Origin of the sequence: Oerskovia jenensis (assembly GCF_016907235.1) — a bacterium.
Lineage (GTDB): Bacteria > Actinomycetota > Actinomycetes > Actinomycetales > Cellulomonadaceae > Oerskovia > Oerskovia jenensis.
The window spans coordinates 3,509,198-3,532,308 of sequence record NZ_JAFBBO010000001.1 but is presented as its reverse complement, the minus strand read 5'-3'; the positions used below and the strand labels follow the sequence as shown (position 1 = coordinate 3,532,308).

General features: G+C 72.7%; 18 protein-coding genes. 9 read left to right on the top strand and 9 right to left on the bottom strand.

Going from position 1 to position 23,111, the window contains the following annotated elements:
- Positions 1-15 precede the first annotated feature (15 nt).
- The 6 genes from JOD49_RS15945 to JOD49_RS15920 form a co-directional block, all read right to left on the bottom strand.
- A complete protein-coding gene (locus JOD49_RS15945) occupies positions 16-468 on the bottom strand; it encodes a hypothetical protein (protein WP_205308040.1) in 453 nt (150 codons plus the stop codon).
- 170 nt (positions 469-638) lie between these two features.
- Complete coding sequence (locus JOD49_RS15940; protein ID WP_205308039.1) at positions 639-941, bottom strand: hypothetical protein; 303 nt, start codon at positions 939-941, stop codon at positions 639-641.
- Positions 942-1,139: 198 nt separating this feature from the next.
- Positions 1,140-1,583, bottom strand: coding sequence for a hypothetical protein (locus tag JOD49_RS15935; RefSeq protein WP_205308038.1), 444 nt, complete (start codon positions 1,581-1,583; stop codon positions 1,140-1,142).
- Between the two features lie 35 nt (positions 1,584-1,618).
- Entirely contained in the window at positions 1,619-2,053 is a 435-nt protein-coding gene (locus JOD49_RS15930) for a hypothetical protein (RefSeq protein ID WP_205308037.1), read from the bottom strand.
- Positions 2,054-2,313: 260 nt separating this feature from the next.
- Complete coding sequence (locus JOD49_RS15925) at positions 2,314-3,528, bottom strand: GNAT family N-acetyltransferase (protein WP_205308036.1); 1,215 nt, start codon at positions 3,526-3,528, stop codon at positions 2,314-2,316.
- Complete coding sequence (locus tag JOD49_RS15920) at positions 3,525-4,655, bottom strand: GNAT family N-acetyltransferase (protein WP_205308035.1); 1,131 nt, start codon at positions 4,653-4,655, stop codon at positions 3,525-3,527. Before JOD49_RS15920 ends, JOD49_RS15925 begins: the two co-directional genes overlap by 4 nt.
- A gap of 227 nt (positions 4,656-4,882) precedes the next feature.
- Between JOD49_RS15920 and JOD49_RS20830 the strand changes: the two genes are divergently transcribed.
- Positions 4,883-5,548: a phosphatase PAP2 family protein gene (locus tag JOD49_RS20830; protein WP_205308034.1), complete on the top strand. Its 666-nt coding sequence runs from the start codon at positions 4,883-4,885 to the stop codon at positions 5,546-5,548.
- 33 nt (positions 5,549-5,581) lie between these two features.
- On the opposite strand, the gene JOD49_RS15910 is transcribed toward JOD49_RS20830, so the two are convergent.
- Positions 5,582-6,781, bottom strand: coding sequence for a glycosyltransferase family 4 protein (locus tag JOD49_RS15910; protein WP_205308033.1), 1,200 nt, complete (start codon positions 6,779-6,781; stop codon positions 5,582-5,584).
- Positions 6,782-6,865: 84 nt separating this feature from the next.
- Between JOD49_RS15910 and JOD49_RS15905 the strand changes: the two genes are divergently transcribed.
- Entirely contained in the window at positions 6,866-7,969 is a 1,104-nt protein-coding gene (locus tag JOD49_RS15905) for a glycosyltransferase family 4 protein (RefSeq protein ID WP_205308032.1), read from the top strand.
- Between the two features lie 6 nt (positions 7,970-7,975).
- Here JOD49_RS15905 and JOD49_RS15900 read toward each other — a convergent pair whose 3' ends face one another.
- On the bottom strand, positions 7,976-11,317 hold the full coding sequence (locus JOD49_RS15900; RefSeq protein WP_205308031.1) for a hypothetical protein: 3,342 nt from the start codon (positions 11,315-11,317) through the stop codon (positions 7,976-7,978).
- Positions 11,318-11,461: 144 nt separating this feature from the next.
- Here JOD49_RS15900 and JOD49_RS15895 point away from each other — a divergent pair, with 144 nt between their 5' ends.
- The 7 genes from JOD49_RS15895 to JOD49_RS15865 all read left to right on the top strand — a co-directional run bounded on the left by JOD49_RS15895 (position 11,462) and on the right by JOD49_RS15865 (position 18,691).
- Positions 11,462-12,586, top strand: a complete 1,125-nt coding sequence (locus JOD49_RS15895; protein ID WP_205308030.1) for a glycosyltransferase family 4 protein — start codon at positions 11,462-11,464, stop codon at positions 12,584-12,586.
- Positions 12,587-12,705: 119 nt separating this feature from the next.
- Positions 12,706-13,914 (top strand): ABC transporter ATP-binding protein, encoded by a 1,209-nt coding sequence (locus tag JOD49_RS15890; RefSeq protein ID WP_205308029.1) that lies wholly within the window; start codon positions 12,706-12,708, stop codon positions 13,912-13,914.
- A 2-nt stretch (positions 13,915-13,916) separates the two neighbouring features.
- Positions 13,917-14,735: an ABC transporter permease gene (locus JOD49_RS15885; RefSeq protein ID WP_205308028.1), complete on the top strand. Its 819-nt coding sequence runs from the start codon at positions 13,917-13,919 to the stop codon at positions 14,733-14,735.
- Between the two features lie 20 nt (positions 14,736-14,755).
- A complete protein-coding gene (locus tag JOD49_RS15880) occupies positions 14,756-15,958 on the top strand; it encodes a glycosyltransferase family 4 protein (RefSeq protein ID WP_205308027.1) in 1,203 nt (400 codons plus the stop codon).
- Positions 15,959-15,972: 14 nt separating this feature from the next.
- Complete coding sequence (locus JOD49_RS20825; RefSeq protein WP_205308026.1) at positions 15,973-17,115, top strand: GNAT family N-acetyltransferase; 1,143 nt, start codon at positions 15,973-15,975, stop codon at positions 17,113-17,115.
- A 29-nt stretch (positions 17,116-17,144) separates the two neighbouring features.
- Positions 17,145-17,333 (top strand): hypothetical protein, encoded by a 189-nt coding sequence (locus JOD49_RS15870; RefSeq protein ID WP_205308025.1) that lies wholly within the window; start codon positions 17,145-17,147, stop codon positions 17,331-17,333.
- Positions 17,334-17,458: 125 nt separating this feature from the next.
- The gene (locus JOD49_RS15865; protein WP_205308024.1) at positions 17,459-18,691 is read left to right on the top strand and encodes a GNAT family N-acetyltransferase; all 1,233 of its coding nucleotides are present in this window, start codon (positions 17,459-17,461) and stop codon (positions 18,689-18,691) included.
- On the opposite strand, the gene JOD49_RS15860 is transcribed toward JOD49_RS15865, so the two are convergent.
- The gene (locus JOD49_RS15860; protein ID WP_205308023.1) at positions 18,663-23,075 is read right to left on the bottom strand and encodes a LamG-like jellyroll fold domain-containing protein; all 4,413 of its coding nucleotides are present in this window, start codon (positions 23,073-23,075) and stop codon (positions 18,663-18,665) included. The two genes, JOD49_RS15865 and JOD49_RS15860, sit on opposite strands and share 29 nt — an antisense overlap.
- Between the last annotated feature and the right edge of the window lie 36 nt (positions 23,076-23,111).

Below are 23,111 nucleotides of genomic sequence, written 5' to 3'. Positions count from 1 at the left end.
CGCGAACCGGCGGCCTCAAGGACAAGGGAACTCCTCCCGAAGGTACTCTCGGTACTCGGCCATGCTCATGTTCTTCAGGTCGTCCACCCGGTAGACCCCTTCGGGCAGCCCGTGGACCTCGTCCAGATCATCCACCACAGTTGCCGCCGATCTCTTGGGTCCGCGAAATACGACATCGAACCACTCGAGACCGTCGTAGCTCCCCGTGACACTCGTCCAGTCCGACGGGCTCAGCGCCACTGAGCCGTCAAGGTCGACCACGATCCCCCCTCCCGTCCACGCCTCGGGCAGTGACAACTCTGCGTCGATCGGCGTGACGCTCGCCTCGGTAAAACCCTCTCCGGGGCAGTCCGGGATGATGACCCGGAGAACCCCGCCGTCGATCCGAACCCCGAGGGGAGCCGGGGACGGATGGGAAGCGGGCACGCAACTCGTCAAGACCGTCGAGGACGCGATCGCACCGAACACCAAGCGATTTGACAGCCTTTTCAACAGCACCAACACCCCCCCCGACTTCCGATCTGCATAGATCTCGAACGTCTTCGAGCACCGATTCCGCCCTGCTCTGAATCTTCTTGGCGGAACACCTAGCGGATCCGCCGAGCGGGGCACCGAATCCGCAAGCCTCACCCGACGGGTCAACAATGGCTCTGCACCGTCCCGTCCGGGAGACGCACATGAATGCACCCGTCGCCGGTTCGGTACTCCCCTGCGGCGACCGCCCGAACGATCTGGCGCAGTTCATCGTTGCCGACCCGGATGCTCACGTCAGAGATCAGCACGCGAGCAACCTCACCGCTGGTGACACGTAGAACGTCGATCATTCGCTCGTTCTGGGGGTCGTCGTCGAAGTTGATGGCCAGGGTCTCTTCCTCGCCCTTGACCGAGACCCACACCGACTCCACGCCAGGGAGGAGCGATAGTTCATCCGCAAAGTCCATGCGACTCCTCGCTTCTGCCTCGCTCTCCGTCGCTGCCACCGGCAGCCTACGGCCGCGCGAAGATGCCCAGCAGGTCTCTCCGTACAGAACGCGCTGCACGCAGCGTCGACACCGCCGATGGCGCCCCGCGGGCCGGCGCGGGCGGTGACGTTGCCACCGGGGACGGGGACGATCGACATGACAGCATGACGACTCCACTCACCCGAGCACGACCACTATCTCCGCAGCAGCATCGTCTCGGTAGACGCGCACGTGCGGGGGGCCGTCCTCCTCGACACTCACTCGAGCTCGAATGCTGTCCGAGGCATCCTCGAGCTCAACCACCCCGTAGCCGGCCTCGAAACGACCGTCGAAGACGAGCGACAGGCCGGCCGTCAAGCCGCGCGGAGCCTTCTCCTCGAAGACAAGCACCTTCACCAGCCCGTCGACGGCAACTCTCACAGGCACATACAGAGAGTCGTAGTCAAGGTGAGCAGCTTCCTCCAGCGGATCGAACGTCTCGTGAGCCGCTTCGCTGTCCAGGCTGGCTATCACGAGCAGCCCGTGCTCGAAGGCGGCTTCGAATGCCACCAGAAGCCTCTTTCGGCTGAACGAGGATCCTGAGTCTTTTCTTGGGTTCACCCACGTACCCTTCGTGTTCATCGGAACATGCGAGCCGGACAGATGGCTGCCTGGCCTCATCGGAGCCAGGAACGGATCACCGCCTCACGTCCCGGCTGGATCGGTCTTCTCTCCTCCAGGACACTCGGCCGAGCAAGAGTGTCGAGGCGAAGCTCTACCCCGTCAGCGTCGACAAGATAGATGTAGCTGAACTGCACGGGCAGCACGGGATGGAACTCCGTGCGCGTCATGACCTGACTCCCGGCGCCGAAGAACGTGCTCGACAGAACGTTTCGCACAAGGACTCCCTCCTCACGCCTCCAGGCCCCGGCGAGGCAGACGCGAAGGGTGAAGAGGATCCCGCCTGCCGCGATGATCGATCCGAGAATCACGTCATCAAGGCTGGGGGAAGGTTCTTCGAAGATGATGGCGGCAGCGACGAGGACCCACAGAAGGCCCCCCGTTACGCCGACGAGCGCAAGCCATCCGCGGACCACCGTCGCTGTGAACACCCGCCAGACCTCCTGTGATCCTCAAACGGTCATCGAGCCGTTCCACGAGGAACAGCATGTTCCGCGCTCCTAGAACGCGTAGCCGCCCTCTACGGGCAGGCCCCAACCTGGCTCACAGCATCCTCACAGCCCACGATGGTGGCATGAAGGTAGCACCGAGGTCCCCGAGGCATCCGACGCGCGACCCACGGCCGGCTGACACTTCACCCGTGCCCTCACGCACCCGCTCGTCGGCAGCACCAACGCGCCCCGGGTGCCCCTCAGCCCCGCAGCCCCCGCACCCACCTACGGGCCTGCCCCGCCGCCACGATCGCCGACAGCAGCACCCGCGACGGCCAGCTCCCCACGGCGCACGTGACCGAGACGAGGTCCACGCGGTCGGGGTAGAGCAGCGTCTCGTCGGGGTACCGGCGCGGGTCGATGCAGCTGTCGACCAGAACCGTCCCGGGCATCTCGGCGAGCAGGCGCATCCCGAGCAGCCGCCCCCACGCCCCGGGTGAGTGCGCCGACCAGGCCGGGTCGTAGGCGTCGGAGATCGAGAAGACCACACCGTCGCGTCGGACGCGCACCGCGAGGTACACGGGCGCCACGGGCGGGCCGACCCGCAGCACGTGCGCCTCACCGCGCTCGCGGTACGTCTCGACCAGTCCCGCGAACCACTCCGCAGCGCCGGGCACCACGCGCCGGGCCTCCCCTCCCTTGGCCCGGTCGCCCTTCCAGCCCGCGGCCTCCAGGTCGAGGAACTGGTCGACTATCCCCGGCTCTGCGGTCGCGTCGACGATCCGCAGCTCCTGCCCGAGATCCTCGACGAGGTGTCGCCGCCCGCGCCGGAGGTTCTTGCGCCGCGAGGCGGACAGCTGCGGACCGAGCACGTCGCCCGCCTCTTGGCCCGCCCCTGGCACCGGCGCCAGCACCTGCCCCGGCCCCGGCACGAACGCCCCGCGCGAGATCCGGTCCCACTCGCGCACCGGCATCCCGGCACGGGCGAAGGCGTCCAGCAGCAGCGTCGTCGTCTCCCCGGACGCCCTCAGCAACGGGAGGTCGACCGCCTGGCCGAGCGCTCGCCGTCGGGCATGGAGCGCCGCGACCAGCGACGCGACCGCCAGCCGCGGGCGGGCCGCGTCCACGAGCGGTGCGCGCAGCGCCGCGAACCGTTCGACGAACGGCCCGTCGAGGCTCGCGTGCCGCGCGGGCCACAACCGGTTCCGGCCCACCGTCTCGAACGGGAGGAACGCGAGCCAGCCCGACCCGTCGGCCACGACGAGCGCCCTGACCGCGCGTCCGCCCCCCATCCCGCGCGCGGCCGCGCCCAGGACGGCGGGCTCGAAGTAGGGGTTGGGTTCGAGCGAGGAGTCCGCGAGGCGCTGCCAGGCCGCGAGGTCGTCGGCGCCCAGGTCGGCCACGCGCACGATCCTGCTCGTCACACCAGTCCCCGTCGCCCGGGCCTTGCCCGGGGCACCCGCAAAGGTCGTCATCGGAAGCGCCGCACCACGCGCGCGGCGGCGCGCATGACCCGCATGGTCAGGCGTGCGACGACGCCCCCCGTGACGACGGTCGACGAGACCATCGTGAGCCGGTCGGGGAACAGGTCCGTCGCGTCCTTGTACAGCGAGGGGTTCATCGAGCTGTCGAACACCGCGACGTCCGAGTTCTCGTCGAGCCACGACAACGCCATCATGCGCCCGATCGCGCCCGGTCCGTACCGGGCCCACTCCTCGCTGTACACGTCGAAGTAGCCGAACGCCGTGGACCCCGTGCACACGATCACCGCCATGTGCAGCAGCACCCCTCCGGCGACGAGAGCGAACACGTGCGCCCGCCCGGTCTCGGCGAAGCCCGCGAGCATCTGCGTGAACCACTCCTGCCCGCCACGACGGCTCCTGAACCCCATGCCGCCGCGCGACGCGTCGCCCTTCCACCCCTGCTGCTCGAAGTCGAGGAACGCCTTCGCGATCTCGGGGTCGTCGCCCCGGTCCTCCAGGACCAGCGTCTCGCCCACCGCGCGCTCGAGGCGCCGGCGGCCGCGCGCGAGCGACTTGCCGCGAGGCATGCGCTCGGCCCAGCTCCCGGACTCCCCCTCGTCGAACCGGACCGCTCCGCGGGGGTCGCCACCCCACGTGTGCACGGGGACGCCTCGCTCCCGGCACACCTCTTCGAGCCGCAGGCCGACCCGCCCGTCCTGCACCAGCAGGTGCAGGTCGATCGCCTGCCCGAGCTCGCGGCGTCGCTCGTGGAACGCGTCGACCAGCGCGTCGACGGCCTCGTCGACGCGCGCACCGTCGACCAGCGGCGTGCCCAGCGGGCAGTACAGCGCCAGGAAGTCCGACCCGGTCGAGGCGTGCCGCCACGGCCAGTGCTTGTCGCCCGGGACCATCTCGAACGGGAGCGCGGCCCACCAGCCGCCGGGCTCGGCCCCGCTGACGTCCCCGTCGACGACCAGAAGCCGCAGCTCCGACCCACCGCTCAGCTCCCGCACTGCGGGCACCAGCATCTCGGGCTCGAAGTACGGGTTGGGCTCGGCGGAGCGGGCTGCGAGCGCCCGCCACGCCTCGATCTCCTGATCCGTCAGGTCGATGATGCTCAGCACACGGCTCCGTGCCATGAAGGACCCTCTGTCGTCCGGCGATCGCTTTCCCTGGACCTCGCGAGATCGGTGCCCGGGGCATCTGCAGTACGACGGTAGACACCGAACGACGCCGGGGCCACAGTGGGAGCACTGATTTCACCCGACCGGATTCCCCACAGCGCACCGTCGTCGTCCGACAGTGATCGCGGCTGCCCGCAGGCGCCTCCCAGGGGTCGCCCGACGCACTCCCAGGAAGGCTGCCCGTGACCACGGACGAGCTGCACGACGTCGGCACCCGCCTCGGGCGGTCGGCCCGTGTCCCGCTCCTGCTCGCCGGGGCGATCCTGCTGGGCGCGGTGTTCGCCGCGACGTACGTCGTGACCGTCCGCACGCTCGCGGGGCAGCAGCTCGACAACGGCGCGTTCGTGTCGTGGCAGCAGCTCAACCCGTTCCTCGGGTCGTTCGCGCAGGTCCTGCGACCGGCCCTGCCCGTGGCGCTCGGGGTCGTGTGCGCGGTCCTCGGGGTGCTCGCGCTGCGCGCCCGTCGGTGGCGCGCGGTCGTGCGGGCCGTGGCCGTCGTGGCCGTCACGATCCCGCTCGCCCGCTGGCTCCGCGACGGGGCGCTCGACCGGCCGGACCTCGCCGACCTCGCCTACCCCCAGAACACCCTGCCCTCGGGGCACGTCGCGGTGACGGCCGCGCTGTGCGTCGCGGTCCTGTTCCTGTGGCCGCGCCGCTCGGGGGCTCTCGTGGCGTGGGCCGTGGTCGTGAGCCTCGTGGCGTGCGTCGCCTCGCTGCTCGAGCACGCGCACCGCCCGAGCGACGTCGTCGCGTCCCTCGCGCTCGTGGGGGCGCTCACGTGCCTGGTGCTGGCGTGCACGCAGCGGGGTCGCGGCCTCCACGACGTAGCGGCGCAGGGACCGAGGTAGAGGGCTGCACCCTCGACCCCGGCCCGCAGGCCACTATCTCGGCGTCCGCCGGGCGGACCGCGATCTCAGGACGCGCTCGTAGACGTCGTCGTACCGGTCCACGACGGCCTCCCAGGTGTACCCCTCGACCTCGCGTCGGCCCGCGGCCCCGAGCGCGGCCGCGACGTCGGGCGCGTCGAGCAGCGACCTGATCGCCCCTGCGAGCGCCGCGGCGTCCCGAGGGTCGACGAGCAGGCCGTCGACGCCGTCGGTGAGGAGCGTGCGGGGCCCTCCGAGCACGGTGCCCACCACCGGGCGCCCGGCCCGCCAGGCTTCGAGCACGACGATCGACGCGGCCTCCTTGCGGCTCGGCACGACCACGACCGTGGCCGCCGCGAGCGCCTCGGCGACGGCGTCGGGCCCCAGCATCCCGGGGAAGGACACGCGCTCCTCGACCCCGAGCGCCCGTGCCCGACGCCGCAGCTCCGCGAGCTCCGACCCGTCGCCCACGATCGTGAGCCGGGCCCGGTCCTTGAGGTCCGACGCGGCGAAGGCTTCGAGCAGCAGGTCGAAGCCCTTGACGTGCTCGACGCGGCCGACCGCGAGGAGCACGGGAGGCCCGACGGCGTCGGGCGGGTCCGCGGGTGCGGTGCGGGAAGCCGGGGGCCGCGCCGGGTCCGTGGCCGGCGCCGAGAGCTCGACCCCGTTCGGCACGACGACGGCGCCCCCGTACCCGAAACGCTCGGACAGGTCGTCGGTGACGATGGTCGAGCAGCCCGTCACGGCGTCCGCGCGGGTGAGGGCCGTACCGAACCAGGTGCGCATCCACCAGGACGTGCCGAGCGCGTCGTGGTCGTCGGCGAACGTCTCGCCGTGCGAGCTGACGACGAGCGGCGTGCGGGTGACGCCCCCCAGGGCCGTGGCGTAGACGCCGTTGGGGCCGAAGCACTGCACGTGCAGGACGTCGGGGCGCAGCGAGCGGTACGCGCGGGACCAGCGCCAGGCAGCGGCGGGCCACCGCAGCGCGAAGGACAGGACGCCGCGAGCGCCGCGCGAGGGCTGGGGGGTCGGGAGGTAGCGGACCGTGACGCCGTCGAGCACGCGGGTCCCGAGGTGCTCGCCCTGGTCGACGGCCCACACCTCGACCGTCTCGCCGCGCGCGGCGAGCACGCGCGCGACGTGCTGGACGTGGGTCTCGACGCCGCCCGTGCGGGGCGCGTAGGAGCTGGTGACGAGCGCGGTGCGGGGACTCATTTCGCCCCCTGGAGACCGTGGTCGGGGCGCCGCGCGCCGCTAGAGTGGGGCACTTCCCGTGCCGCGAGAGAACGGACTCCCCGCATGCCGCAGCTGGTGATCGCGACCGTCGCGGTTGAGGTGCCCATGGGCGCGCAAGTTTATCAGGAGGAGGTCGCCACCCGGGCGGCCCGAGCCCTCTCCGCACCGTCCGGAGGCGCGGTTTCACCCACCGCGACACAGGCTCCCGCAGGGGCCGAGGACTGGACCGTGAAGCGCACCGTCGCCCGCTCCCTGCGCTCGCCCCTGCCCGGCACGCTGCGCCTCCCACTGTCCCGCCTCGGCACCGCCTCGCCCGCGCTGCGCCGGGCCGCAGGCCGGGTCGTCTACCCGCGCGGCGCCGTCGTGCACCGCGTCGGGCTCGAGCTGCCCCCGCACCCGACGCGTGACGTCGTGACCATCCAGGACGTCGTGTCCTGGCGGTTCGACGACGAGTCCCGGCCGGTGCGCGCGGCCGCCGAGGAGGCCCGCCGCGCGGCGGCGATCGTCACGGTCTCGGAGTTCAGCGCCGACGAGATCGCCGAGCTGCTCGGCGTCGAGCGCCCGCACGTCGCCTACAACGGGGTCGACGAGCGCTACTTCCGCACCGCGCCGCTCGACGTCGCGGCCCTCGACGCGCTGGGCATCACCGGGCCGTACGTGCTGCACGCGGGCGGCGCCTCGCGGCGCAAGAACCTGGAGAGCCTCGCCGCGGCGTGGCCGCTGATCCACAGCGCGCGCCCGGACCTCACGCTCGTCATGAGCGGTCCGCGGCACTGGCGGCGCGACGAGCTGTTCGGCGCGCTGGCCGGCACGCGCCTCGTGGGCCGCCTGCCCGACGACGTCATGCCGGGTCTGGTCGCGGGCGCGGCCGTCGTCGTGGTCCCCTCGCACTACGAGGGCTTCGGGCTGCCCGCGCTCGAGGGCATGGCCGCGGGGGTGCCCGTGGTCGCGGCGCGCACGAGCTCGCTGCCCGAGGTCGTGGGCGACGGCGGGCTGCTCGTGGACCCGACGCCCGACGAGATCGCCCAGGCGACCCTGTTCGCGCTCTCCGACGACCCGGAGGTCGCGGCCATGGTCGAGCGCGGCCGGGTCCGCTCGGCCGACTTCACGTGGGAGCGCAGCGCGGCGCAGCACGCGGCCGTGTGGCGGGCCGTGGCCGCGCGCTGACGCGGCTCAGGCCCCGGGCCCCCATGCCTGGAGCGCGCTCACGGTCGCGACGTACGCGCTCTCGGTGGTGAGCGGCAGGAACGACGGGTGCAGCCCGCCCACGACGCCCGAGTAGTTCGCCGCGAGCACGGGCACGCCCCGCTCGGTGGTCATGGGCACCGAGACGCGCACCGCGGTGACCTCGACCGGGTCGATCTCGAACACCGCGACCCGGTCGGAGAACTGGTCCTTCTGCTCGGCGACGTCCTGCCACGTGCCGTCGGGCAGCTGGACCGAGACCGTGTAGTCGCGCAGCCCCATGCTGCAGCAGCGGATCCCGGCCGTCGCGACACCGATACGGTCGATCGTCTGCGGCCCGTCGGTCGTCACGGTCACCGACGGGTTCTCGTCGACGACGTCGTCCGCGAGACGCCCGGATCGCCACGGGTCACGGACGTCGAACGTCCCGGACGTCACGACCTGGGCGTCGGCCTCCTCGTGGGTCGAGGTGGCCGTGACGGGCCGCCCGGCAAGGAGGTCGGGGCCGAACGGCCGGATGGCCTCGACCGCGAGCGCCTGGCCCGGCGCACCGACGAGGAAGACGGGCGCTCCCGTGACGGGGAGGTCGGCACCGTCCGGGCCGACCTCGATGCTCGTCTCGGCCCCGTACTGGTCGACCATCCGCAGGGTGCCCGGGCCGCCGTCGGCCGTGACGCGCAGCGTGGTCGACAGGTCGTCGCCCCAGACCGCGAGCAGCTGATCGCCCGCGGGCCCCTCGGCCGAGGCCGCGAACGTGCCGGGCGCGCCCGTCTCGACGAACGTCGGCGACCCGTAGGGCGCGAGCAGGGCCGAGGTCGCGGCGAACGCCGCCCCGGACGGCTTGACGTAGCTGCCGTACTGGACGAGCGACCACGAGTTGCCCGACTCCCCGAAGCCCCCCTCGGAGAAGAAGTACGTCCACTCGTCGATCCCCTCGGACCCGTACCAGAGCAGCTTGCGCGCGACGTCCGAGCCGCCCGCCCAGAAGTTCGCGACACCGTCGGACCACCAGCCCGACTCGGTGTCCCACACGGGCAGGTCCCCGCACGGGGCCACGGCCTCGCGCAGCGCGTCGAGGTCCTCGCCCGGCTGGGAGAAGCCCTGCTCCTCCCACGAGCGGTTGAGGCCCGTGTAGGGGTGGATGCCGACGACGTCCATCGAGGCGCACCCGCCGGCCGCGACGAGCGCGGCCCACCAGTCGGGCACGATGCCCAGGGTGTTCCCGCCGACGATCCGGACCCCCGGGAACGCGGCGCGCGCCCCGACCGCGAAGGGCGCACCGATCTTCTCCTCGTACTGCGCGCCGTCGTCGAAGCCCGTGTTGTTGGGCTCGTTCCACGGCTGCCAGGCCACGATCCCCGGTGCCTCCTGCGTGATCGCCGCGACGATCTCGCGCGACCAGCCCTCCCAGGTGCCCGCGTCGACCGCGGCCCGCTCGGCCTCACCGCCCGACCCGAGCTGGAGGGTCAGCGTGACGCCGCTGCTCTCCGCGAGCGCCGCGGCGGCCTGGAGCTCGGCGAACGGGTCGGTCTCGGCCCCTTCCTCGGGCTCGGGCATGCCGGCGCTCGGGAGCGAGTCCCAGACGAGCCCGTCGGGGCTCGGGGTGCCGGTCGGGTCGGGCACGATCGCCCCGAAGTCGAGCTGCCACCGGAAGCTGCCCACGCCGAGCTGGTCGGCGAGCTGCACCCCGCGCAGGACGGACGCCCCGCCCCAGTCGGCGCCGTCGGCCAGCCCGGCGAGGTCGAGTGGCGCACCGGGAGCACCGACCGTGTAGCGCAGGCACGTCCCCGAGACCGGGTCGCCGCTCTCGCGGTCGACCAGCGCCGCGTCGACCTCGTAGACGCCGGGCCGCGCGGCGGGCAGCGCCACGGGTACGTCCCCGCCGTCGGCGGGGAGGTCGACGACCTGCTCGTCGCCCACGACCGGGTCGACCACCCGCGGGTCGCCCCGCACCTGGAAGCGCAGCTCGTACCGGTCGGCCCAGCGCCCCCACGAGTCGTCGAGGCTCAGGCGGACCGCGGGCTCCTCGCCCGACGGGAAGTAGTTGTAGACCTCGTCGGTCACGAGCCCGGCCCCCGCGCCCATGACCGAGAGGAAGCCGTCGTTGATCGCGTTGTACTTCACGGGCGCGCCGAGCTGGTAGGCCATGCGGTCGGCCGTGACAGCGGTGAGCGCGACGGCCCCCTCGCTCGTCGTCAGCGCGTAGTACGTGCCGTCGTCGAGCACCAGGGGTGAGCCGTCGAGGAGCGTGAAGTCCGCGTCGAGGTCGGCGCGTGCGTCGGGCCACACGCCGCGACGGACGCCGTCCGCGCCCACGTGCTCGAACCCGAGGCCGTCCTCGATCACCACGAGTCCGTCGCCGTCGGGGGCCGGCGCGACGCCGACCACGGAGTCGAACCAGTACTGCGAGGGCTTGGCGAACGCCCACTTGCCGTTCGCGGTCGCCCCGAGATGCAGCTCCTCGGCCCCGTCCTGGTCGAGGACCGTCAGGTCGTCGGTGGCCCCCGCGTCCGACGTCCCCGACGACTCGAGCACCAGCCCGCCGTCCGGGAGCTGCCCCAGCACCTGGCCCGGGACGTCGTCCCGGGTGCCGACGATCTTCCCGTCGGTCCCCACGAGGTGCATGGTCCGCTCGGTCTCGTGCACCCCGACCACGGTCCGCCCGTCGAGGTCGTCCCACATCGCCATGCCGTACAGGTCGAGGACCCCACCCTCGGTCTGGTCGCCCTCGGGCAGGTGCGTCGTCCAGGACCGGGTGCCGTCGGGCTCGAACCGGACCAGGTCGCGGCGCTGCATGAGCGTGTCGAGGAAGTAGATGCCGCCCTCGGCGTCGACCTCGAACTGCTCGGGGCTGAACGCCTCGTTGCCCTCGTCGAGCTGCAGCTCGAAGTCGGTCGTGCCCTTCGCCTCGCCCGTCACGACGTCGTAGCGGGTCACGCGGTAGGCGCTCGACCGGTCCCACTCCAGGACGTACGCGAGCCCGTCGCGGACCCGCATCGAGAGCACGGTGGCGTCGTCCAGGGTCGCGACGTCGTCGACGACGTCGCGCCTCCCGCCGAGGTCGGCCGGGTCGACGCCGTCGTGCGTGATCTTGTCGACCACCGGGAACCCGCACACCGGGGCCGCGCCCGGCTCGCTCACGCTCACCACGGAGGGCATGGGTGCCCCGGACGCCCCCGGGTCCGCCGCCGCCCCGTCACCGACCGCGCGGACGACCAGCACGGCCGCCGTGGCGACCACGACGGTCCCCGCGACACCGACCACCCAGGGTCGGCGCCACCAGGTGGTGGCCCGTCGGGGTGGTGCGTCGTGCGCGGGCGGGTCGGTCACGTCGGTGCTCCCGTCGGGCCCTGGCGAGGTGGGGCCAAGGGTCGATCGTACGTCGATGCCCCCCGGTGGGCGGGGCGACCGGCCACCGATTTCACCCCCACCCCGAGCCCCTGACCGACCGGGGCCATCCCCTACGCTGACCGCATGGACACGGACCCGCGCGACGCCGCCCGTGCCCGGGGCTCGGTCCTCTGGCTCAGCAACGAGACCCCCGACCGCGACGGTCAGGGCGGCCAACGTCGCCAGTACTTCCAGATCCGTGCCCTGGTCCGCGCAGGATGGTCGGTCCACGTCCTGACCCTCGCCGGAGACCAGGACGACACGACCCTGCGGGAGATCGCGACCGTCGAGCGCTTCGCGCCGTTCCTCCACAAGCGCCTCCCCCACCCGACCCGCTACTTCCTGGCGCGCCGTCGTGCGCGCTCGGGCCGGTACGACCACGTGATCGTGGCCCACCTCGAGTCCTGGGCGCTGCTGCGCGGGGCCGGGCGCCGGCTCGGCGTCCCCGTCCTGGTCGACGTCCACAACGTCATGAGCCCCTGGCTGTCCCGGTACGGCAGGACGCGTGAGGCCGCCACGTTCCGCCGGATCGAGGACCGCGTCCTGCGCGACGCGTCGGCCGTCTCGGTCTGCTCGCCCGCCGAGCTCGACCGGCTGCCCGACGGTGGGACCGCGCAGCGGATCGTCGCCCCGCACGGGATCGACGAGTCCGAGTGGCCGCCACCCCCGGCCGCCGTGCCGGGACCCGTCGTCGGGATGTTCGGCAACTGGTCCTGGACCCCGAACACCGCAGGGATCGCGTGGTTCGCCAAGGACGTGTGGCCCCGTGTCCGCGAGGCCGTGCCCGACGCCGAGTGGCACGTCGCGGGGAGCGGCACCCCCGCGCGGTTCGCCGAGATCGAGGGCTTCCGCGGGCTCGGTCGCGTCCCCGCGCTGACCGACCTCACGGCGGTCTCGCGCGTGGTCGGGGTCCCCGTGCGCGCGGGGGTCGGCGCCCCGGTCAAGTTCGGCGAGGCCCTCGCGACAGGGCGCCCCGTGATCGCCACGACCGACGGTGGGAGCGCGCACCCGGGCTCTCCCGCGCGCGTCACGAACGACACCGACGAGTGGGTCGCCTGGCTCGTCGAGCGGCTGGGTCCGGACCCCGCGCTCGCCGACGACGAGGGTCGGCGGACCTACCGCTGGGCGATGGACGAGCTGCCGTGGGAACGTACGACCGCGCCGATCGTCGCCTGGCTGTCCGAGAATTCCACCCGCTCCAGGGCCTGATCCGGCGTCCGCCCGCTGATAGTGTGCCCGTGTCGTAGAAGGCCCGGTTCTCACCGGTCGAGACTCCTCCGACCACCACACGATCCGCATCGCGCGGACACCATGCCGAAGGGGACACCGTGGCGGATCCCGCTGTTGCCGTGAAGGGCCTGGGCAAGTCCTACCGCATCGCGAAGAGCGGCTTCCGGCCGACGACCGCTGCCGAGGCAGTGATCAACCGGGTCAAGCACCCGCTGCACAAGCCCGAGTTCGAGGACTTCGAGGCGCTCAAGGACGTCAGCTTCGAGGTTCCGTGGGGCGAGGCCCTGGGCATCATCGGGCGCAACGGTGCGGGCAAGAGCACGCTCCTCAAGCTCCTGACCCGGATCACCGCACCGTCGGCGGGCCGCATCGAGCTGGGCGGCCGGGTGGGCAGCCTGCTCGAGGTCGGCACCGGCTTCCACCCCGAGCTCACGGGACGGGAGAACGTCTACCTCAACGGCACGCTGCTCGGCATGCGGCGCAAGGAGATCCAGCGCCGGTTCGACGAGATCGTGGACTTCTCGGGGGTCGAGAAGTTCCTCGAGACCCCGGTCAAGCGCTACTCGTCGGGCATGTACGTGCGCCTCGCGTTCGCGGTGGCCGCGCACCTCGAGACCGAGATCCTCGCGATCGACGAGGTCCTCGCGGTCGGCGACGCCGAGTTCCAGGCCAAGTCGCTCGCCAAGATGCGCGACGTCGCGCGCGACGGTCGCACGGTGCTGTACGTGAGCCACCAGGCGCAGACCGTCTCCGCGTTGTGCACCCGGGCGATCTACCTCGACCAGGGCAAGCTCACCTACGCGGGCAACGTCGAGGACGCGCTCGCGGAGTACCGCAACAGCTTCACGAGCTTCCACGTCGCCCAGCAGGACGCGTCCAGGCGTGCCGGCACCGGCGAGCTCCGCTTCACCGAGGCGACGATCGCCGAGGAGACCATGGAGCCCACCGAGGACAAGGTCATCGAGTTCGCGGTCAACGCCAACCCGGACCTCGTCGGCAGCTACTTCGTCTCGTGCCACGTCAACGACATGAACGGCAACATCGTCGTCCAGTGCGACTCGCGCCTCGTCGGCCTGTGGCTCGACCCGACCGTCCCGCAGCGCGGCGCACTGACCATCAAGGACCTGTGGCTCAAGCCCGGCAAGTACACGTACGACCTGTACGTGTGCAAGACCGGCATCCTCGACGCCTGGGAAGGGGCCGGGGCCTTCGAGGTCCTGCCCAACCCGCCGTACCCCGAGGTCACGTCCGACGAGGCGCTGACCCACGGCATGGTCCTGGCCGACTTCCAGTACGAGAGGTGGTGACGATGAGCAAGACCGTGATCACCCCGCCCGGGCGATGGGACCTGCCGTCGGTCAAGGAGCTCTGGGAGGCCCGCGAGGTCCTCGTCAGCTTCGGTCGGCGCGACGTGCTGCTGCGCTACCGGCAGACCGTGATCGGTGTCGGCTGGGTCATCCTGCAGCCGCTCGCCGCGGCCGGGATCTTCGCGATCGTGTTCGGTCAGGTCGCGGACCTGCCGAGCAACGGTGTCCCTTACTTCATCTTCGCCTTCGCGGGCCAGCTCGCGTGGAACGTGTTCAGCGGCGTCGCGAGCCGCTCGTCGTCCTCGCTCGTGGCGAACCAGTCGCTCGTGTCGAAGGTCTTCTTCCCGCGCATGCTCGTGCCGCTCTCGACGATCCTCGCGGTCCTCGTCGACTACGCCGTCGCGTTCGGGCTGTTCGTGATCCTGCTGTTCGTCTACGGGATCAACCCCGGCTGGCCCATCCTGCTCCTGCCGTTCTGGACGCTGCTGGCCGTGCTGCTGGGCGCCGCGATCGGGGTCGCGAGCTCGGCCGTCATGGTCAAGTACCGCGACGTCGGGTACGCCCTGCCCTGGGTCGTCCAGATCCTCATGTACGCGACCCCCGTCGCGTACTCGTTGGAGGCCGTCCCGGCGAACCTGCTGTGGATCTTCAACATCAACCCGCTCACGTGGCTGCTCGAGGGCTTCCGCTGGTCGCTGCTCGGGCAGGCGGCCCCCGAGGCGTGGCAGGTCGTCGCCCTGGTCGTGGTGTCGGGGCTCGCCTTCACGGGTGGCGCACTGATCTTCCAGAAGCTCGAGCGTGGCTTCGCCGACGTGATCTGACCCGGTCAGGAGGGGTCCCGATGAAGCGGTCCGACCAGGCTCTGCCTGCACGCGAGCACGTCCACGTCCTGACCCCCGGCGACCACTACTCCCCGCGGACCGGGAGCGCGGTGCCCACCGTCGTCGACGGTCTGGTGCGGGGGGCGTCCACGAGCTCCGCGCCGTCGTCGGTCGTCGTGGCGCACGGCACCTACCCCGACCGCTACGACGGCGCGCACGTCATCGAGTACCCGCAGGCCTCGGCACGAGGTTGGGAGCGCTACACCGACGCGGCCGCCTCGCGCGTGGGGCTGCCGCGCCACGGCGCCCGCCGCGCGTTCGCCGCGGCCGTCCGGGACCAGTCCGCGTGGACGCCGTCGTACGTGTTCGCGCACAACGCCCCCCAGCTCGTCCCGCTCGTCGACGCCGACCGGCACCTGCCCGTGCTCTACGCGCACAACCAGCTCCTGCGCACATACGGCCACCGCGAGCTGGCCCGCACGCTCGGTCCGGTGCACCGCATCGTGTGCGTGAGCGCGTTCCTGGCCGACGAGACGACGGCGCTGCTCCCGTCCGGTCTCCGGGACCGCGTGGTCGTGGTCCACAACGGGGTCGACGCTCCGTCGGCGAGCAGCGGGGCCCCCTCGACGGGCCGCCCCGCGCGCGGCGACGCGCTGCACGTGGTCTTCGTCGGTCGCGCCATCCCGGACAAGGGGGTGGACGTCGTCGTCGACGCGGTCCGGCGCCTCGCGCGCTCCGACGTGCGGCTCACCGTGGTCGGTGCCGCGGGCTTCGACGCCGCGGACCCCCGGACGCCCTACGAGCGCGACCTGCGCCGACGCGCCGTGGGGACGACCGTACCCACGACGTTCACGGGCTTCCTCCCCCGCGGCGAGGTGCGGGAGGTCCTGCGCACGGCCGACGTCGTCGTGGTCCCCTCACGCTGGGCCGAGCCCTTCGCCCTGACCGCGCTCGAGGGCATGGCCGCGGGAGCCGCCGTCGTGGCCTCGGACATCGGGGGCATCCCCGAAGCCGTCGGGACCGCCGGGATCCTCGTGCCCCCCGGCGACGTCGCCGCCCTCGCCGAGACCCTCGCCGCGCTCGCCGACGACGAGTCCCTGCTCGGCCGCACCCAGGCGGCCGGTCGTTCGCACGCGGCCGAGATGGACTGGTCCCACGCCCGCGCCCGGCTGGACCAGGTCCTCGTGGGCACCCTGGCCCACAGCCCCGGGGGGCCGGCGTGAACCCGGCGGGCGTCGTGAGCACCCGGACGCTGCGCCTGGGGGACGTGACGAGCGCCGAGGCCGAGCGTTGGGCCGACCTCGTGGACCGCGCGCTCGAACCCAACCCGTTCCTGTCCCCGGCCTACCTGCTCACGGCGTCCCGGTGGCTCGCACGGACCGCGGGCGTCGTGCTGCTCGTCGTCGAGCGCGAGGAGCGGATGATCGCGCTCCTGCCCCTGAGCCGCGAGGAGAGCTTTCGCGGGACGCCGCTGCGGTACGCGACGACCGCGGGCGCCTTCCTCAAGGACGACGCACCGCTGTGCGCACCCCTCGTCGACTCCGAGCACGCGGCGACCGCGCTCGACCACCTGCTCGGCTTCCTCGGGGACCGGCGCAACGGCTTCCCCGCCCTCGTCGAGCTCACCCTGCTGCCCGGCGAGGGCGCGTTGAGCGACGCCCTCCACGACGCGTGCCACCGCGCCGGTGTCCCGATGCTCGAACGATCCCGGTTCGAGCGCGCGTTCCTCGACCGCGCGAGCGACGCACCCGCCCCCCGGGACGCCCTGAGCCGCTCCAAGCGCAAGCAGGTCGAGCGCCTGACCCGTCGCCTCGAGGAGTCGACCGGGCGACCGCTCGTCATGGAGGACCGCGGGGCGGACCCGCGAGCCTTCGAGGAGTTCGTCGCGCTCGAGGCGTCGGGCTGGAAGGGCGACGCCGACCAGGACGGCGGGGCGCTCGACGTGACCCCCGGCGCCGTCGAGTGGTTCACCGACGTGACCGACGGCCTGCGCGACCGCAAGAACCTCCACCTGCTCACGCTCGTCGCGGGCGACGACGTCGTGTACATGTCGATGCTCCTGGGCGCTGGCGGGACGCTGTACTCGCTCATGGACACGTACGACGAACGCTTCGCGAAGTTCAGCCCCGGCGTGATCGGGCGCGTCATGGAGCAGGAGTTCGTCCTGGGGAGCACGGCTGCGGACCGGTTCGACCCGTGCCTGCACCCCAAGAACGTCGGCCCGAGCGGCCTCTACCGGGACCGCCGGACACTGGTGGGGGTCGTGCTCGCGACGCGCGGCGTCGTCCCTCGCCTCCTCGTGCGCTCGGTACCGGTCCTGCGTCGCCTGCGCGACCGCGTCGTGGGCACACCGCGCGAGACGGCCGAGAACGCGTCATGATCGGGACGACACCTGGTGGGGGGCGAGCGATGGCATGGAACGACCGCGGCATCCTCGCCGCGACGCTCGGGCACACCGGGCGGGCATGGACCGACGCGTCCTCGGACCCCGCCCCGGCTGCCCCCGTGTACCTGCGTCGCACGACGTATCGCGGCCCCGAGCTCGGCCTCCTGCACCCCGGTGAGGGCCCGCCGTCGGGCCTCCCGACGGTTCGCTGACACCTCCTCTCCACCCCTCCGGGTCGATCGAGGATCTTCTCTCGCCCCCGCCGCTCCCCCGTGCAGCCCGCAAGGGCTCGCTCCGCCGTGCGGCCCCTCGTGCCGCCTCCCTCGAACGGGAACCCATGCCTTCGAACGACTCGCCCCGCCTGTCCGTCCGCCTCGTCGCGGTCTCCACCCTCGGTCCCGAGGACGTCTCCCGCTGGCGGGACCTCGCCGACCACGCCGCAGAGCCCAACGTGTTCTACGGGCCCGACTTCCTGGTCCCGACCGCCGCGCACTTCGACCCGGACCGCACCCTGCGCCTGGTGGTCGTCGAGTCGGACGGCTCGTGGCTCGCGGTCATGCCCTACGAGATGGTCCCGGCGAACCGCCGCTGGCCGCACCGGCACGCGTCGAACGACGGGCCCATCCTCAACCAGTTCACCTCGCTCGGCGTCCCGCTCCTGCGAGCGGACGACACCCGGCGCGCCGCGACCAGCCTCGTGCGGGCGTTCCGACGGTTCTCGCACGAGCTCGGCGGGAGCATCGAGATGGCGTTCGTCTCGGGCGACGAGGCGGGCGGCGCCGCGCTCCAGCGGGCGTTCGCCGACGAGGGTTCGACGCTCCACGTCTGGGGCGGGGACGCACGGGCCGCGGTGCGCTTCGCCGAGGTCGAGGAGCCGGGGAGCTTCGGCTACCTCCCGCGCTCGCGCGCCAAGGCCGTCCGCCGTCGGGCGCGCCGGCTCACGGAGGCCGCGGGGGTCCCGGCCGAGCTCGACACGCTGACGCTCGACGTCGTCGAGGACCCCGCCGAGTTCCTCCGGTTCGAGCTCGAGACCTGGAAGGCCGACCCCGACCGCAACGGTGTCGGCTTCTCCCGGCTGCGCGAGGGACCCGAGTGGTTCGTGGACGTCTTCCGGGCGCACGCCGCCGCGGGCCGCGCGACCCTCCTGGCCCTGCGACCCGCGGGCGAGACCCTCTACATGGCCGCGTTCCTGCGGTCCGGGGGCACGCTGTTCGCCTGGTACGACGAGTACGCCGAGAAGTGGGCGCAGCACGCACCCGGGGTGCTCGGCCGCCTGCTGACCGTCAAGCGGTTCGCCGCCCAGGGCGACCTCGACCTGCTCGACTCGTGCATGCACCCGTCGCTGTACCCCGATCAGAACGAGCTCTACCCCTCGCGGCTTCGCACGGTGTCCTTCACGGCCGCGTTGGGGCACTGGCCGGGACAGCTTCTGCTCCGGGAGATCGTGGCCCTGGGCCACGGCCGCCGGGCGCTCGCGAGCCGGGTGCGCGCGGCCCGGGACGAGCGTCGCTCCCGGGCCGAGCGTCCCCCGACGCGGGACGTCAGGCAGGCGGCGGAGTCTGCGTCCTGAGCGTGGCGACCTCGGCCGCGCTCAGCGCGCGGTCGTAGAGACGCACGCCGTCGACGGCTCCCTTGAGCGGGAGCGTCCCGCCGGGCTGCCCGCCGAGGATCAGCGGGAGCGTGTTGACCCCGACCGACGCGGGGCCCGCGACGTTCCCCTGCTCGACGCCGTCGACGTACAGGCGCATCCGCTGCCCGTCGTAGGTGCCCACGAGGTGCACCCAGGTGGCGCCGTTCGTGGGGTACGTCGAGGTGGCGTTGACGCGGAACGTGTCCCCCGAGGTCGCCTGGTTGAGCCGCAGGAACGCCTTGCCCGCGCTCGACAGCCCGAGCTCGAAGCCGTCGGTCGCGCTCGGCGCGGCCTTCTTGACGACGTACTGCGTCGCGAGCTGCTCGGGCCGGACCCAGGCCGCGACGGTGAGCGCGGTCGAGACGTCGAGCGCGTTGGTGTCGGGGATCGTGACCTTGCCCGCGACACCGTCGAACCGGACGGCCGACCGGCCCCCGGCCGTGACCCACGTCGTCCCGCCCGACAGCGTCCCGGTGCCGGCCCAGCCCGACGAGTCGGCCGCGGCGAGCCCCGTGCCCTCGTCGAGGTCCCACGCGCCGCGCAGGCCGCCCACGGGCGTGACCTGGACCGTCGCGGTCGCGACGTTCGACCAGAGGCCGTTCGCGCCGACCCGGAAGGTGAAGGTCGTCGTCCCGACGAACCCTGCCGCGGGCGTGTACGTGAACGCCCCCGTGGCGGCGTTCGTCACGGTCACCGTGCCCGACGACGGGGCGGCGACCACCTCGAACGTCAGCGCCCCGCCGCTCGGCGAGCTGCCGGTGAGGGTCCCCGTGACCGGTGTCCCGCTCACGGTCGACGCGGCCACGTCCTGCGCGACGGGCGGCTGGGCCGGCTGCTCGACGGACTGGTGCAGTGCCGTGACCTCGGCCGCCGACAGGGCACGGTCGTACAGCCGGACCTGGTCGACGGCGCCCTGGAAGGGGTAGAGGCCGTCGGGCTGCGCACCGATCGTCAGCGGCAGCGTGTTGACCCCGACCGACGCGGGACCGGCGATCGACCCCTGCTCGACCCCGTCCACGTAGATCCGCAGCCGCTGACCGTCGAAGGTCCCGGTCAGGTGCACCCACGTCGTCCCGGTGGTCGGGAGCACCGACGTCGCATTGACGCGGAACGTGTCCCCCGACGTCTTCTGGTTGACCCGCAGGAACGGCTTCCCGGCGCTCGAGATACCCAGCTCGTACCCGTCGGCAGAACCCGACACGGCCTTCTTCACGACGTACTGCGTCGCCGACCGCTCCGGACGCACCCACGCCGAGACGGTCAACGCCGACGACACGTCGACCGCGGCCGAGTCCGGCACGGTCACCTTGCCCGCGCTCCCGTCGAGACGGACCGCCTTGCCGTCGATCCCGGTCACCCAGGTGGCCCCACCGGACAGCGTCCCGGTCTGGCCCCAGCCCGACGAGTCGGCGGTCGTGGTCCCGGTGCCTTCGTCGAGGCCCCACGTCCCCCGCGCGCCGGCGGACGAGAGCACGCGCACGGTCTGCGTCGCGACGTTCGACCACGTGGTCCCCGCCTTGACCCGGAACGTGAAGCTCGTCGTCCCGACGAAGCCCGCGGCGGGCGTGTACGTGAACGCCCCCGTGGCGGCGTTCGTCACGGTCACCGTGCCCGACGACGGCGCGGCGACCACCTCGAACGTCAGCGCCCCGCCGCCCGGCGAGCTGCCGGCGAGCGTGCCCGTGACCGCGGTACCGGCCGTCGTCGTGGACGTGCCGTCGGTCGCGACCGGGGTCGTGGGGGCGGGACCGCCACCCTGGACGAGCTCGGTGACCTGGGCCGCGGTGAGCGCGCGGTCGTAGAGGCGCACGCCGTCGACGGCGCCCTGGAAGGGGTAGAGGCCGTCGGGCTGCGCACCGATCGTCAGCGGCAACGTGTTCACGCCCACCGACGCGGGACCGGCGATCGACCCCTGCTCGACCCCGTCCACGTAGATCCGCAGCCGCTGACCGTCGTAGGTCCCGGTCAGGTGCACCCACGTCGTCCCGGTGGACGGGAGGACCGACGTCGCATTGACGCGGAACGTGTCCCCCGAGGTCTTCTGGTTGACCCGCAGGAACGGCTTGCCGGCGCTCGAGATGCCCAGCTCGTACCCGTCGGCAGAACCCGACACGGCCTTCTTCACGACGTACTGCGTCGCGTGGCGCTCGGGGCGCACCCACGCCGACACCGTCAACGCCGACGACACGTCCAGCCCGTCCGCGTCCGGCACCGAGACGCGGCCCGTCGACCCGTCGAGCCGGACCGCCTGCCCGCTCTTGCCCGCGACCCAGCCCGTCCCCCCGAGGAGCGAGCCCTGGAAGCCCCAGCCCGAGGAGTCCGCCGTGAGCACGCCCGTGCCCTCGTCGAGCTCCCAGGTTCCTCGTGCACCGGCGACGGCCGTGACCCGGACGCTCTGCGTCGCGGTGCTGGACCACGTGGTCCCCGCCCTGACCCGGAACGTGAAGCTCGTGGCCCCCACGAAGCCCGCGGCGGGCGTGTACGTGAACGCCCCCGTGGCGGCGTTCGTCACGGTCACCGTGCCCGACGACGGCGGCGTGACCACCTCGAACGTCAGCGCCCCGCCGGTCGGCGACGAACCCTTGAGCGTGCCGGTCGTGGCGACCCCGACGGACGTCGTCGTGAGGCCCGCCGTCGCGACCGGTCCACCCGGGGCGACCCACGGCAACCGGGCCGTGCCCGCGGTCGAGCTCGAGGCCGCCATGACGAAGGTCGCGCCGGGCACGTTCGCCTTGGCGCCCGTGACGTTGTTGTACGTCCCGTCGAGCACGGTCCTGGCGTTCTGGGCGAAGCTGATCGACGCGAGCGGCGTGACCTTCTCGATGATGTCGTCGAGGACCTCGCTGTGCGTGTAGACGACGCGCAGGAGGCCCGTGACCTCGTCGATCTCGACGATCGGTCGGGTGCCCAGTCGGTCGACCTCGTACAGCGGGTCCCACGTCCCGTTCGGGCGGCGGACGAGCAACCCGATCACGGTCGCGCCCTGGGAGTCGTACGACGTCTTGATCGCCGCGTACACCGTCCCGTCGGAGGCGACCGCGACGTTCATGTGGTCGTCGGCCATGCCGTCGCCGAGGTCCAGGGCCGAGGACTGCGCGGGCTTCTCGTCGGCCGTCCACGTCCCCGGAGCGGCGCCGTCGACGTGTGTGCGGAAGCCGAAACGCTCGGTGCTCTGGTTGGACCAGAGCACCCCGATCTTGCCGCCCGGCAGAGCCGTGACCATGCCGATGTCGTCGTCCAGGACGCCCGAGGCCACCGTGACGGGGGCCGAGAACGACGAGTACGGGGAGTCGGCGTAGCGCGCCTGGATGCTCGTGCTCGTGTCCGAGACCAGCCACAGCCGCCCCGTCGTGTCGACGTCGATCGTGCCCGTCTCGCTGCCCGGCAGCGAGACCGTGGTCGCGCTCGGGCGCTGCGACCACGGCTGGTAGGAGTTCGAGGAGGCGACGTACTCGACCGAGACGAGCGACGTCGTCGGGCCGTGGAGCAGGACGTGCGCGACGTCGCCCACGACCTTGACGTCCGCGCGCACGTCGGTGCGGTCCGAGATCCGTACGACGTTGGTCCAGGTCCCCGCGGCCTGGTCGTAGCGCCAGACCCACGTCCCCGCGGGGGTCGTGCTCGTCGAGGCGAGCGCTGCCCACCACGTGTCGTGCGCGAACCACAGCTTGGACTGGGGCTTCTCCCCCGTGTTGCCGCTCAGCGGGACGGCCGTCGTGGTCAGGGCGGTCTCGGCCGCGAGCGCCTGCGGTCCGGCCGGGGCCTCGACCACAGGGGCCGGCTCCTGCCACGCCAGCGTCACGAGGCCCGGCTCGCCGGCCTTGGTGCCGACCTCGACGAGGTACTCCTGCCCTGCGACCGCGTCGAACATGACCCGGGAGGTGGAGACGTCGCCGTCGTCGTCGTTGGTCGCGACGACGGTCTTCGGCGCGTCCGCGCGACGCACCGCGACCGTCGTGTCGAGCTCGCTGCCGCTCGTCGAGAAGCTCATGGGCCCCGACGCCGGAGCCGTCCACCGCCACCAGAGCGACGTCGCCACGGTCGACGGCGTCTCGGGGCCGGCGCCGTCGGCCGAGAAGTTGGGGGCGACGTCCTGCCCGACGGCCCCGCCGATCGTGCGGCTCTCGGCCCGGCTGTCGCCCTGGACCGCCGTGACCGGGACGGGCGTGGGCGCCGACGCGGAAGCGGGCCCCACGTCCCCCGTCACGACCGAGCCGGCCGTGGCGAGGACGAGTCCGGCGACCACGAGGGGGGCCACGACGCGCGCGACCTTGCGGCGAGCGGTCGTCGGGCGACGGTGAGGACCGTCGAGGCGTGCCGTCATGATCGATCCTGTCCGGAGTCACTGGTGGTGGATCCG